This is a genomic window from Candidatus Eisenbacteria bacterium, assembly GCA_026388185.1.
In the GTDB taxonomy this organism is placed as follows: domain Bacteria; phylum Eisenbacteria; class RBG-16-71-46; order JAFGJU01; family JAFGJU01; genus JAPLKG01.
This window is the reverse complement of sequence record JAPLKG010000008.1, coordinates 406,926-420,277: the sequence shown is the minus strand read 5'-3', so window position 1 is coordinate 420,277 and position 13,352 is coordinate 406,926. Positions and strand designations below refer to the sequence as shown.

The following is a 13,352-nucleotide window of genomic DNA, read 5'->3' as shown; positions in this document are numbered from 1 at the left end:
TGAGACACAATGCATCGGGTTCATTGGACAATTTAGCGCAAGCCCAGCAGAAAAGCAATCAACGCTACAAAGAGCGACGGGAAGATCATCAGGTAATAGACTCCGCTAAGCCTTGCCTTGAAGTATTGGTACGTGAGGACCAGACACAGATGAACGGGCGAAAGAAGTACGCCAAGAAAGCCGCCCGCGTACGCCAGCGCGGCCGCAGAGGCCGGCGAGCCCGCGGCCAAGATGAACGGCATGACAACGGGAAAAGTCACGCCAACAAACGCCTGGGTGATGCCGGTAAGAAGGCCCACGAGCATGGGTACCAGAAAGAGTACCAGCGCGTCGGGCACTCTCATCGAGCCCAGCAGTCCGGGGAACACGCGCACCACTCCACCGACTTCCATTACTTCCTTGAACGCCATCACACCCAAAACTAGCGAGATCGTGGACGGAGAAAAGGCCTTTCGCGCGAGGCCTGCCATGCTGCGCACGCCCGTCTTCTTGAGCAAACCTACCAAGACGATCGTTGCCGCAAGTACCGTGAGAAGATCGGCCTTGAAACCCACGACGAGCACTATCACAAATGCAAAAGGCCATATTCCAGAAAGTAACTGCAGCAAATCGCGTAGCGCAGGTCTGCGTCTCGCCTCAGGCTGACTTCCCTTCTTGATTCTCAGAAAAAGGACGATCGCTCCCCCCACTATCGCCGCGGCGGAAAGCGGAGCCTGGGCGGCTATGACTCGTTCGATCGGAAATGCGAGGATCGCGGCAGCGACCACGACGCCGGGATAGACGGGAAGAACGTACTCCCACACGTGCCTGAACCAGTAATTGATGAAAGTGCGTTCTTCCGGGCTGATGTCCGTGTCGCCCGCGACGCTGTTTACCAGAGGCGCCGACCACATGGCGCCGCCCGGCATGGGAAGGAGCCCACCGAAAGCCGGAATGAGACACATGTTGATGCGCCTGTCCGAGATCAGTTTTTCGAGAGCCTTCGTGAAGGTTTCAAGGTAGCCATGGTGAGAGGCGAGCTCGGCCAAGAACATTATCAGGATGATCACGAAGACCAATCGAACCGTGGGCGTCTTGACGCAGGCGAGGAGAAGCGTCGTAAGGACTCTCTCTGCACCAAGCCCTGAAAACAGACCAATCAGGGCCGCCCCCGCAAAGAGGGAGAGCCCGAGGTCTACGCGGAAACGGAGCAGTATTACGATCAGCACTATCGCGACCAGCAGTCCCGACAGTGCGCCTACCGGAGAGCAAGCAGATTCCATCAGGGCCTATTGCGTTATCGAGGAAATCTTGCTGCGATATCTCTCAGCAAAGGAGCCCGTAGACGCAGACGAAAGGGCAGCTACCTGGGCCCTCACTCTACTCATCCGCTCTGAAGTCGGCGGATGAGTCATCAGAAGGGTTTCGAGTTTGCCCGGCTCGCTTGCTTCGAGAGACTCCAACTTCCCAAGAAAATCAGCGACGGCGCCCGGTGAGTATCCGGCCGCATTTGTGTAGAGGACGGCAAACTTGTCGCCTTCGTACTCGTCGTCGCGACTGAACTTGAGAAGACCTGCCGTACCAAAGAGATTGGCGGCGGTCTCCGCCCACCAGCCGGGTTGGCTGCCGAGCACCAGACTCACGAGAAAGTCATAGCCGTACTCCTTGCTGAGTTGCTCCATGGCGTGCCTCGCCACCACGTGACCCACTTCGTGAGCAAGCACGCCCGCAAGCTCGGCTTCGTTGGAAGCTTCGAGAAGTAGCCCCGCGTACACGTAAATGTGCCCGCCCGGAAGCGCGAAGGCATTGACCTGTTCCTTGTCCGCGATCACGCTGAAGTAGTAAGGGATGTCGCGCCTGTCGCAGATCGAAGCGACTCTCTGCCCCACTTCGTTTATGTAGGCGCCGACCGTTGCGTTCTTGAGCAACGGGTACTTGATTCCAACTTCCACCGCGAGGCTGTCACCCATTTGGACTTCCTCGGCCGAGGAGATGAGATTGAAATCTCCACGGTTGACTCCGGTGGTCGCGCAGCCCGTGAGAGACGCGAGAATTGCCACGACAGCAAGAAAGAACGGTCCGGCAACGGTAAGAAGCCTGGTCACAGAGTGCAGTCTGGCTGAGGATGAGACCCTAACGGTTAACGGTAGTGATTTCATCGGTCACCTTCCCTCCAACAATGAGATGTAAGAGTAATACCTTGCCCACCGCAACGGCAGGAAGTGCGAAGACCACCCCCGTTACCCCCGCGAGTCTCGCGCCTATCATCACCGAAACCATTGCGGTGAGAGGGTGGAGTTTCATGCGCGCACCCATCACGCGCGGGGTAATCACGTAAGAGAGGACCTGATTCACGGCGAGATAAGCCAAGAACCCCTTGAGTGCCATCCACGGACTCTCGAAGAAGCCGACCAGGACGATGGCAATTGACGCCATTATGAAACCGACAAAAGGGATGACTTCACATGCGCCGGCAAAGAGTCCGAGCACCAGAGGATTGTTGACGCCGATGACCGCGAGAGCGATGGTGACAGACGTGGCCATGATCAAACAGACACTGGCCAGTCCTCTCACGTAAGAGGAAAGGGCCGTGTCCACGTCGCAGAGGATTCTCTCTGCTCCTTCCTTCCGTGCGCTCGGGACGATTCTCAAGAAGCCATCCCTGAACTTCTTGCCGTCCTTTAGCACGTAGAAGGTCGCGATCGGAAGAAGAACGAGCCCCACCAGTTTGACGACCGCATTCACGGCCGTAAACAAACCTTTGCCTACGTACCGCCCCGACTCGAGCGAGATTCTGCCGAGTTCCTGTTCGAAAGAGGAGAGCCACGAAGACAGCAGAGCATTCTCTCCCACTCGTGCTCGCGCCTGAACCATCAGCTCCTGGAGCCGTGCGACGTAGAAGGGAGTGTCACGCATTACGTTGTTGGCTTGCGTGGCAATGGCGGGGACCACTTTGGACAACACAACGCCGAACAGGACCAGCACCCCGATCACCACTACTCCGGAAGCAACGCCACGGCTGAGCCGAAATCGCGTAAAGGGCAATCTGAGCTTCTCAAGAACATCAACCACGGGGCTGAGGGCATACGCGATCAAGATCGCAACCACGACTAGTATGATTATGTCCTGGGCCGCGTAGCACGCCCACAGGAAGGCGAGAAAAGCCAGTATTCCCACTGAAACCCTGAGCCAGCCGTGAGGACTATTCTCTGCCGTCAAACGGACACCTCGCTTCCAGTGCAAACAATTCATTTCGCCAGGAGGCCCGCTATCTTCCGGGCAACTCCGGCGGGAGACGCAAAGAGACCCGACGCTCTTATTCTGAGGCTCAAATGCGACGGTCCCCCTTTGGCTCCCGAAATCTCGGCCCTGAGCACGTAACAGTATACGTATAGCCTTACCATTGTGAAGAGAAAGATGAGAAACGCCCCCAGCCTCACAATTCTCCATCCCGGATCCGAGCGCAGTCTTATCAAGCTCCACTCGGATATCTGGATCACCTTCATGTCCAATCCTCCGAGCTGGGTCTCTTCCCCGACTCGAAGGTCTACGGAGTTTTCGTGAGGTGCGCCGGCAGTGTCTTCGTTTGCACTCGAAGGCAGGACCTTGATCCTGACTGCTCTCCGTCCCGGAACACCGGGGCTCTCCAGTCGAAACACTCGCCCCGCGGGCTGCGTTTCAGAAGGAGTTGCAGCAATCTGGGCGGCCCCGAACGTCAAGTTCATCGGGAGTGATGCCTGGAGAGTCTCCCCAAGAGCAGGAAAGACAATACGCGCCGTCTTCAAGACGGCACCTTGCGAAATATGTAACCCCTTCGCTATTTTGCTCTCTCCGGCCGATATGTTCAGAGTCTGGCTTCGTGTACCTCTCGCTATCGATAGGCGACTCGTCCAACCTTTGAGGAAAAAGCTCCTTCCGTCTTTCTGCACGAAGAGCTCCTGGGCAGGTATGGAGCCAGGCGGCGAGAAAAGGCTGTCCCGAACCGCGGGCAGCGCCCCGGACGCCGGCCCATAATGCCTGGTTAGCTTGACAAGCTCGATGCGGAGAGATTCTTGCTCGCCGGAATGTGATTGCTCCAGGATCTGCGCTCCCGTGAACTTTGCCCATCTTGATCCTCCGCCGCGAAGTGGAACCGTCAGGGATTTGCCAAGCTCCAGGTTCACAGAGCATCCCCAGGAAAAAAGGTAGGTCACGAGAACTCCCGACAGAAGAAGGACCGCACTGAGGTGGAGGAGAAGTGAGCTCAGGAAAGGGTGGATTCCTTTTTCGGCCAGAATTTCCCAGTGTCCTTCCCCTGTTATGATCCTTTTCTTGGTGAATCCCATCGAACTCAACAGCACGGGGAAGATGAGTAGTACTTCTTCGGTCGACGTGGGAACGGAAAATTCTGTCTCGTAGAGCCTCGTTCCCTTGGTTCCCCTCGGCCTTCCCTCTCGCACTCGCGAATGAGTGCAGAAAACCAGCGCCGCGAAAAGGAGTGCGAAGAGGAGCATGAACCACCAAGATCGCAGGGCGGCGAGCAACCCGAGGGAATCGTAGACACGATAAAGCCTTTCGCCAAATCGAGCGACGTAGAACGCCTCGTCCATCCCCTGCGGAAACAACGCTGCAATCAGGGTGGCAATGCCGATCAACAACATCAGAACGACGGAAAACTCTACGGACGAAAGCGTCCTGTAAAGCGGGTTTCTTCCGAGCCCTGCCTCACGAACGCGAGTATCGTCAAAACCTTTCCTCATAGAAAGTCCTGCCCCGTCTCGTCCTCAGTACGCTTATCGATCTCTTTCTGGCGCAATTCCCCGGTTAACTCTCCCGTGACCGCCGCACAAACCGTTGGCTCACAGGAAAAGATCGAGACCCAACCCTCTCAGGAGTCCCTGCGGAAGCTCAAATGATAGAACGGATATGAGCAGGCCGCTGAACGCCGCAAACTGAGCGACAACGATTCTCCCTCTGTGTCCCGGCATGGAACTGCAGACGTGCATGTAGACACAATAGGCGACGAGGGTGAAAAGCTGCGCGGCTATCGACCTCTGCCAGAACCACGCCCGGCCAACGGCATCAAGAGAGCTGATCGCAGCAGCAAGAAAACCCGACAGAAGCAAAGGATAACAGAATCTCACGAGGGAAAGAGCCAGCCAGTTCATGGTCTCCTCGCTCACAGGGAATACGTTGATGGCGGGAGATCTCGTGTCTTGAGGGACTGCCAGGATCCCTCTGAACTGAGCGGCGAATGCCAGAATCCCTGCCGCACAGCTTAACGGCGTCGCGAATCCATACCACCACACCCTGACGTCGCGCAGCGCGAACATGCCGGGAAGTATCTGCGCCCGGTAGGAAACACCCAGCGCCAGCGTGGCGGCAAAGGCGCACGACACGCCGAATGCAATCACAAACCTTGAGCCGAATCTCCTGCTGCCGAACAAACACAGGGCTCCGCAGCAAAGGGCGCACCAGGAAAGAAGCTCGGTTCCTCCGAAAAACGGAGGCCTGCCCGCCACCCATGCCCGGCAGACGGTGAACCCGGTGTGACAGACGAGAGCCAGCCCCAGCAGTCTCTCGAACACCACGGGGCGTGAAAGGCTCCGGACCGAGCGGCCGGCCACCAGAGAAACAAGAGACACGGCGTAGAAGAAGGCAGACGCACAAAGTAAGAATCGGAGTGCGCCCGGCCAGTTCCAGAGAAAGAATCCAGACTCTATGGCAACCTCCTCAATGGGCCGACGCGGTCGGTCGCATCAGCGCAGCTTACACGCATCTAGGGCCTCCACGCGCCCGACGCTCAGTACACATTGGCCGGGACGCCCGTCTCTGAAAACACCCTGCGTGCTATCTCCTCGAGCCTGTCTTTGCCGACAGGTCGCAGCTCCGCCAAGGGAGCAGATCTATCAAGCGTGTAGACCTGGACATCCAGCGGCTTGAGCGTCTTGATTACTCCGATCCATCTTTGTATGCAACGCTCGTCGGAGTTCAGATTTGTGAAAAGAGTCTGCACGCTGAACCGGCGAAGTTTGAGCAATCCCTCGACAATCTTCTCGAAGGCCACCCCGGCGCACGGCCTGTTGAACAGACCGAATGTACCGGCTTCCCCGCAATCCAGCTTCATCACTCTGACGTCAAGCCGCTCGAGCGCTCTCCTCACCGATTCGTCTCCGACCGTCGTCGAGTTGGACAGAATCGCAACCAGCGCCTTGGGAGCAAGCTCATCACGCGTCTTCTTGACGACGTCGACTATCTCCCCAAATCGAGGGTGCAAGGTCGGTTCACCATTGCCGGAGAAGGTGATGTATGAAGGACCGACGCCTTCGTCCTTAAGCCTGAGAAGAGACTCCCTGAGTGCAAGAGCCACGTCGTCCGCGCTCGGCAAATCAGACAAGTGCGAACTGGCATCTACGGCGCACGCCTCTGTCCAGCCGTACTGGCAGTAGACACAGTTGAGCGAACAGAGTTTGTAGTCGAAAGGAAGGACGTTCACGCCCAGAGAGCACCCCAACCTCCTGGAGGAGACCGGTCCGTACACGATCGCCTTCTGCAATCTGAGAAGCGCCATCAAGCTTTCCCTCCGTTATCCTTCACAAGAATCCGACCTCACGGCCTGTCGCAACGGCTACTTTCCCTGGGCTCTCACACCCAGACCGGGTTCGGAAGGCAGGACAAGCTTGCCTTGCCTGACCCCGACGCCGCTGAAGGGATCCTTCGCCAGAAGGAGATTACCGTCGAGATCTGCATAATCTACCGCCGGAGAAAGATGAGCAGCCGCCGTTATGCCGACGGAAGATTCCACCATGCAGCCCAGCATCACTTTCATTCCCACCGCCCGTGCAACGTGTATCATTTTGAGTGCTTCGCGGAGCCCGCCGCATTTCATCAACTTGATGTTGATCCCATCCACGGCACCTATCAACGCCTCGATATCACGTGAAGTCCTGACGCTCTCGTCCGCAATGACGGGCACTGCGACGTTCTCCCTCACAAACCTCAGACCGTGGGCGTCGCCTGGAGCAATGGGCTGTTCCACGAACTCGATGCCGAACTTCTCGAGCCTCGAAATCTTGACCACCGCTTCTCGCGGTGTCCAGGCACAATTCGCGTCTACTCTCAGAGTCTTGTCCGTCACGCTCCTTATGGCATCGAGCACGAACTCATCCCTGTCGGTGCCAACCTTTATCTTGAGAACCGAAAACTCGCCCGCCTCAAGAGCTCTCTGCTTCATGACATCGGTTTCGTCGATTCCGATCGTGAAGGAAGTGCACGGCGTCTTCTCTGCTGAAAGGCCAAAGAAACGGTGGAGAGGAATCCCGAGCTTCTTACAGACTAGGTCGTGGAGCGCAATATCAACGGCGGCCTTTGCCGCGGGATTGCCGCATATCCTCTTCTCCATTTTCTGCTGGACCTCTTCCAGGAGAAACGGATCGTCAGGAATGTCCTGCCTCAGGATTTCGAGGACGGCGAGGACCGTGGCCTGGTTCTCGCCGTAGAAAGGCGAAGGCGCAGCCTCCCCCAGCCCAACCAGTCCGTCATGCTCTATCGAGACGATCGCCCCGCCAAAAGTGTCCGACGCACCTCTGGAGATGGCAAACACGTGACGTGTTCTCAACGTCAGAGGTTCGTATGAAAATCGCATCTTCCTTTCCCTCACGATTTGATTCGTTCGAGCATCGCATCAACGAGCTTCCCCGCTCCGAACTTGATGCAGTCGGTGGTGGGAATGCCCGTTTCTTTCTCCGTCCCTGCAATCTCCGCCAACGTTTCTTCTTCACTCAAATCGAAGCAATTGAGCGCAATTCCGATCACCGGTGCAGGTTTGAGAACTCCCGACAACACGTCGTGCACCCTGATCGCTTCGCACACGGAAGGAACACGCACTTCATAATCGCTGAAAAATCGCCTGCTCGGCTGGTGGCAGAGGACGAGGGCGTCGGGAAGAGCGCCGTGCAACAGTGCAAGCGCCACGCCGGAGTACCCGGGGTGGAAGACGGAGCCTTGGCCCTCGAGTAAGACGACGTCGTTGCCTCTGGCTCCATCAATGACGAGTTTCTCCGCAGCACCGGCAATGAAATCTCCCACGACCCTGTCAACTGCGATCCCTTCGCCGGCGATGTAGATGCCCGTCTGACCCGTGGCCGCAAAATGCGCTCTCACTCCCCTTTTTCCGGCCTCGATCGCCATCTCGAGCGCGACTGTCATCTTGCCGGTTGCACAATCGGTACCGACGGTGAGAACAACAAACGCGCCGACCTTCCCGGCCAGGCATCTCGCAACCGGGATATCGTCCGGGACCTTTCTCAAGTCCGTGAGGCGCGCGCCCCTTTCCGAGGCGAGCCTCACAAGTTCAGGGTCTTCCGAAACGAAGGTGTGCATACCGCTGTAGATGTCCAGACCATGTGAGATGGCCTCAATGAGAACGGCTCTCCATTCGGCGGGCAGGCGTCCTCCCTTGGGGGCGATTCCTATGAGGAGGGAATCCGGCGAGTATTGGAGCGCATCGGCAAGCCCCCGAACTATGGGAATGGAGCCACCGAAGCCCAAGACTCCACCTACCGTCATTCCTGCCTTGCCCGTGTCAATCACGGCCACCACGTCGTCCTGCCTGTATCTGATGACGCAAGCCGCCGTCTTGGAGCCGAGCAGGCCGAACGACCCCTCTGCCAGTATGACGATTCTGTTCTTCTTCACCGCGTACAAGGGCTAAGAAAACTGTGTTGAGAGATGCCAAAAACCTCCGGACAGTATGCCACAGGCACCAGATACAGTCCACTACAAAGCACCAAGGCTGGGGCACCACCTCGGTGTGTGATTGTGCGGACCGAGCAGATGGCAGTGATTCGCCCGCTTGACACCCCCGGCAACGACCCATAGAATCCTCGGGCAATGGAACTCTCATGGCGCCCCCTTGACAAAACCACCAGAGAAATCAGTGAAGGGACTACTCCGGCGTTCTACGCAGTCTTGGCCCACGGAGGCAAACGGAGCCCGGCGATTGTCACAACTCGCGGGGGCAGGCCCGACACCCACCGGTGCCAAGGGCTGAATCTCTCTTTCAACGTTGGTGACGACACAGACGACGTCAGAGACAACAGGGAGTTCCTGTTCAATAAACTGGGCCTTCGAGAGGATCGGCTTGCTCAGCCGGAGCAGGTACACGGGGGCACGGTCCTACTGGCCGGTGCTCCCGGCCGATACAAGGCCGCTGACGGACTCGTGATCTCAGACCCTCGACTTTGGACGGCGGTTCTCGTCGCGGACTGCGTGCCCGTCTTTGTTTTCAACCGCGATTTCTCCGTGGTCGGCCTCGCCCACGCCGGAAGGAAAGGAACTCACGCCGGCATTGCCGGGAGCTTGATAGAGCAAGTCAAGTCAGCCTTCGATCTCCCACCAGGTCAATTGGTTGTGGCCCTGGGTCCTTCCATAGGGCCCTGCTGCTACGAGATTGATTCCACCACAGCCTCCGGGTTGCGTCAGACGTTCGTCACCGAAAGGGAGGGAAAGATCTTCTTTGATCTATGGAGTGCCAACGCGGCCCAGGCCCTGGAAGAAGGTGTTCCCGAGGAGAGCATCATCCTGCCCCCTGCATGCACGTGCTGCCGAAAGGACGTGTTCTTTTCTCACAGGGGACAAAGAGGCAAGGCCGGAAGGCAGATGGCAATCACAAGGCATGGGGGATTGGAGATCGGCCGGGACAGGAGCAGTGGCGCATCACAGTGAGGCGGCCCCGCGCGTGAACGGCAGCCGGCAGCAAAGCCGAGGGGCGGCGGTCGCATCAAACGGAGACCGAGTTTCTGGCCTTGTCGTAGAGCTCCACGTACCTCTTCACTCCGTCTGATATGTCAAACTTGTCGAGGGCCACTCTTCTTCCCTCCTGCCCCATGGCAATCCGCTCGTCTCGATTCCGCAATAGCCGGATGATAGAAGCGGCCATGGCTTCGGTGTCGAACGGATCGTGCAAGAAACCCGTCTTGCCGTGCTCAACAACTTCCTTGACGCCGCCCACGTTGGTGGAGACCACGGGAACGGCACAACTCATGGCCTCAAGGCAAACGAGCCCGAAACTCTCCTGTTCGCTCGGCAGGAGAAGAACGTCGGCAAGCGGCAAAAGACATTCAATGCACTCCTGATTGCCAAGAAACAGCACGTCATCTTGCACGCCCAACTGCTCGGAGAGCCGCTCGGCGTGCCCGACTTCGGGACCGTCACCCACGAGAACGAGCCTGCAGGCAAGCTCGGCCCTCACCCTAGCAAATACCTGAAGTACACCAGGTATGTTCTTGACTGGTCGGAAATTAGAGATATGAATGATCATCGGCTGCCCCGACGGACAGAAGTCAGATTTGGGGACTATCGCGCCGTCGGGCCGGAATTTCGAGCTGTCCACGAAATTGGGGATCACCTCTATGTCCTTCTTGATCTGAAAGCTCTCCTGCGTGCGGGCCTTCAGGTACTCACTCACGGCCGTGACGCCGTCGCTCTCCTCGATGCAGAACTTCGTAATCCCGTGAAAAGAGGGGTGGTGGCCGACGAGCGTGATGTCGGTGCCGTGCAACGTGGTCACGGTCAGAAGCCTCCTTGACTTGTACATGCTTCGAGCGAGGTATGCACTCGCGGCATGAGGAATGGCATAGTGGACATGGAGTATCTCCACCGAGTGAAGCTCCGCCACCTCGCACATCTTGGCAGCAAGACTCAGGCTGTAAGGTGCGTCAACAAAGAGAGGGTAGAATTGCGTGTCGACCTGATGAAAGAAGATGTTCTTCTCGAATCTCTTCAGTCTCACGGGAACGGAGTAGGTGACAAAATGCACTTGGTGACCCTTCCTCGCAAGTTCCATCCCGAGCTCGGTGGCAACGATTCCGCTGCCGCCCGAAGTGGGATAGCATGTGATCGCCACACAGTATGGTTTCATGGCAATTCTCTCCGTTTGTGACATCTCGTCGGCCGCACGATCTCGCTGCAGCCGCCGCAGTTACTCAGGGCTTCGCCAGAAGCGTCACGGGATCGTCCACCTGGAGCGGGCCTTCGTGCAGGAAGCCCTCTGCATAGGCCTTGTCGATCATCGCTCCGAGAAATCTCGCTCTCATTTCAATCCTGTCCAGAAAGCCGGGGTTGTTAAGGCGCGTCGGGTATGAATCGGATCTGTTGCCCGAGAACTGACTTCGATAGGCACGAATGGCTTTCATTTTTCTGTCGAAGAATTCCCCCACGTCAACGATGAGGGTCGGCTCAAACTGGACGTCACTCATGTAGTACAGAAGTCTCCCCGAAGAAAACGGCCTTCCCCCTGCGTCGAATTGCCTGAGGCCCGCCAGGTAGACGGCCCTCCTCACGATTTCCCTTGCCTCCACGTGGTCTGGATGTCTGGAGTCTCCTCCGTGGGGTGACAACACGAGCGCCGGTCTGTGCCTGCGGAGAAGCTCCACGACGGTGCGCATGTGTCCCCTGTTCGTGTGGTCAAGCCCGGTGTCGGGTAGTTCGCAGCATTCTCTCCAGGCCACGCGCAGAATCTTGGCCGCCTTCATGCTCTCCGCGGCCCGGGTTTTCTTACTGCCTGAACTCCCAAGTTCACCCCCAGTGAGGTCTGCTATTCCCGTTTCGTGCCCCAGCGACACCAACTTCGCAACCAAACCGCCGCAGCTCAGTTCCACGTCGTCCGGATGGGCGCCGATTGCCATTACTTTCATAGATCCCTCCTAGGGAATTGCCACGCCGGCGACGTAGTGATGCACGTGGCGTTCAAGACTTTCACGAACGTGACTTCCCGCCAACGAGCCAAGCGCCTGAATTAGAGATCGTCCTCCGTAGATGAGAGGTGACAGGCTACAGAGCGAGCGTTCCTGCGGCGCCCCCGACGGCAGAAGAAATTCTCCGGCCTTTCGAAGAAAGGGATTTTCGCTCAGGATTCTCTTCCTGTGAGCAGCGATCAACCCCTCACGTATTCGCCCGAGTTCAAAGTCTATCTTCCTGGCAGCAGATGCGGCGACTTCCTCCGTGCTCTTTCCCGACACAGCGGCCAGTCTGGCCACTCTCCCCGCGACGGAACGCATGTCGTTCTGCGAAATCTCCAGCTCCCTCATCACTTCAGGCGGAACCTGCTTTTCAAAGTAATCCCGTGCCACCTTGTCAAAGGAAACGACCAGCTCCTTGAACCTGCCTGGGTCTTCGCCGACAAGGGAGGTCAAACGCCGAGGCACAATCGTCAAGCTCACTCGGGGAAAGACTGGGCTTTGCGGAAAACCCAGTACATCATACAACGTTCGGGCCACAATGTAGTAGGACGCCTCGGAAGGCCCGACGACGTTCACCGCGGGCCTCATGAGTCTGTCCCGCACCACGGGACCCAACAGAACGTTCGGAAGAAGCTCGATCTCGCCCTTGCTCCACGAGTCTGCAACTGCCGGAAGCTCCTCCTTCGAGACTTTTCTTCTCGCCATTCCGTCCTTGAGAAACACGCAGGTTTCTCCGCTGCGTGGCGACACCGGCTCGCCGTAGCCGCGTTCCCTCAGCTCAGTGAGACACTCCGCAATCCGGCTTTCGACTGAGCTTGCTTCCCTGAGATAGGCGTCGATTGTGGGCCTCGAGTACTTTCCCACCGAGGGAAGCCTGGAATCTACGACCACCATCCCTGAAGAGGAGAACAGGCGAACGAGAAGAGCCGAGAAAAACTCGCCCCAGTCACCGGCAACCGAGAGACCGTCCTCGATCAAGGGCATCAGGAAGGTCGTCGCAGGGGATTTCTCAAGACCGCGCATCAGCGCTTCGACGGGACGGCTGAGAGCTTGTGTGCCCATCGCGCCCACCATGCCTCCGGGCGAGTGGTGAGACGCCGCAACAGAGAGTTTTCTGAGGGAGAGATCGCTGTCGAAGAATGTCGCGCTCGACACTTCGGCAAAATCACTGTCGTCCGAGGCATTCCAGAACACCGGCACTACACGCAGCTTGTCGCTCTGGAGTGCGCCCGTCCCGGATGTCTCGCCTCCGGAGGCGGACGCTGGCGACGGCCCGCTCTCCGAGAGCAGTTCGGCAAGAGACACGGCGGTCAACGCCTTGTACAGCGTGTAGAGCGGCCCTCCCATAAGGCCCGGCTGCTGTCCGGTCACGATTGGGATTGCTCTTCCGTGAGAAAGCGCCTCTATCCCCTCCAGACTGGCTTTGCTCGCCCCAAGACGTGCATTGTACTCGAGAACATCTCTCCAGAACGGCTCTTCAACTGCCGCGGCCGTTCTTGTCTCAAACTCCTCCCTTTGCTTCTTGCCGAAAAACTCCGGAGCGTCGATGGAGGCGGGCAGTCTCTCCGACAGGTAGTCCACATAAAGCTCCGGAAACTTAAAGGTCCGAAGGTCTACCCTGGCAAACTGTTCACTCACGGATACATCCTTTCA

General features: G+C 57.8%; 12 protein-coding genes. 1 reads left to right on the top strand and 11 read right to left on the bottom strand.

Features of this window, described 5'->3' with window-relative positions; genetic code table 11:
* Positions 1-32: 32 nt before the first annotated feature.
* The 8 genes from NTX17_04575 to NTX17_04540 all read right to left on the bottom strand — a co-directional run bounded on the left by NTX17_04575 (position 33) and on the right by NTX17_04540 (position 8,655).
* Positions 33-1,262: a DUF401 family protein gene (locus tag NTX17_04575; GenBank protein ID MCX5800642.1), complete on the bottom strand. Its 1,230-nt coding sequence runs from the start codon at positions 1,260-1,262 to the stop codon at positions 33-35.
* 6 nt (positions 1,263-1,268) lie between these two features.
* Entirely contained in the window at positions 1,269-2,138 is an 870-nt protein-coding gene (locus tag NTX17_04570) for a M48 family metallopeptidase (protein ID MCX5800641.1), read from the bottom strand.
* On the bottom strand, positions 2,113-3,198 hold the full coding sequence (locus tag NTX17_04565; GenBank protein MCX5800640.1) for an AI-2E family transporter: 1,086 nt from the start codon (positions 3,196-3,198) through the stop codon (positions 2,113-2,115). The genes NTX17_04570 and NTX17_04565 overlap by 26 nt, the downstream gene beginning before the upstream one ends.
* 29 nt (positions 3,199-3,227) lie before the next feature.
* Positions 3,228-4,718: a cytochrome c biogenesis protein ResB gene (locus NTX17_04560; GenBank protein MCX5800639.1), complete on the bottom strand. Its 1,491-nt coding sequence runs from the start codon at positions 4,716-4,718 to the stop codon at positions 3,228-3,230.
* Positions 4,719-4,817: 99 nt separating this feature from the next.
* Positions 4,818-5,549 carry a hypothetical protein gene (locus NTX17_04555; GenBank protein MCX5800638.1) on the bottom strand — a complete coding sequence of 244 codons (732 nt, stop codon included), beginning with the start codon at positions 5,547-5,549 and terminating at the stop codon, positions 4,818-4,820.
* A 212-nt stretch (positions 5,550-5,761) separates the two neighbouring features.
* Complete coding sequence (locus NTX17_04550) at positions 5,762-6,529, bottom strand: radical SAM protein (GenBank protein MCX5800637.1); 768 nt, start codon at positions 6,527-6,529, stop codon at positions 5,762-5,764.
* 57 nt (positions 6,530-6,586) lie between these two features.
* On the bottom strand, positions 6,587-7,603 hold the full coding sequence (locus NTX17_04545; GenBank protein ID MCX5800636.1) for a dipeptide epimerase: 1,017 nt from the start codon (positions 7,601-7,603) through the stop codon (positions 6,587-6,589).
* 11 nt (positions 7,604-7,614) lie between these two features.
* Positions 7,615-8,655, bottom strand: coding sequence for a DUF1611 domain-containing protein (locus NTX17_04540; protein ID MCX5800635.1), 1,041 nt, complete (start codon positions 8,653-8,655; stop codon positions 7,615-7,617).
* A 195-nt stretch (positions 8,656-8,850) separates the two neighbouring features.
* Between NTX17_04540 and NTX17_04535 the strand changes: the two genes are divergently transcribed.
* Positions 8,851-9,684, top strand: a complete 834-nt coding sequence (locus NTX17_04535; GenBank protein MCX5800634.1) for a polyphenol oxidase family protein — start codon at positions 8,851-8,853, stop codon at positions 9,682-9,684.
* A gap of 55 nt (positions 9,685-9,739) precedes the next feature.
* Here the strand turns inward: NTX17_04535 and bshA are convergent, their stop codons facing one another.
* The 3 genes from bshA to bshC form a co-directional block, all read right to left on the bottom strand.
* Positions 9,740-10,879 carry an N-acetyl-alpha-D-glucosaminyl L-malate synthase BshA gene (gene bshA / locus NTX17_04530; protein MCX5800633.1) on the bottom strand — a complete coding sequence of 380 codons (1,140 nt, stop codon included), beginning with the start codon at positions 10,877-10,879 and terminating at the stop codon, positions 9,740-9,742.
* Positions 10,880-10,943: 64 nt separating this feature from the next.
* On the bottom strand, positions 10,944-11,654 hold the full coding sequence (gene bshB1 / locus NTX17_04525; protein ID MCX5800632.1) for a bacillithiol biosynthesis deacetylase BshB1: 711 nt from the start codon (positions 11,652-11,654) through the stop codon (positions 10,944-10,946).
* 9 nt (positions 11,655-11,663) lie between these two features.
* Positions 11,664-13,337 carry a bacillithiol biosynthesis BshC gene (gene bshC / locus NTX17_04520; protein MCX5800631.1) on the bottom strand — a complete coding sequence of 558 codons (1,674 nt, stop codon included), beginning with the start codon at positions 13,335-13,337 and terminating at the stop codon, positions 11,664-11,666.
* Positions 13,338-13,352: the final 15 nt, after the last annotated feature.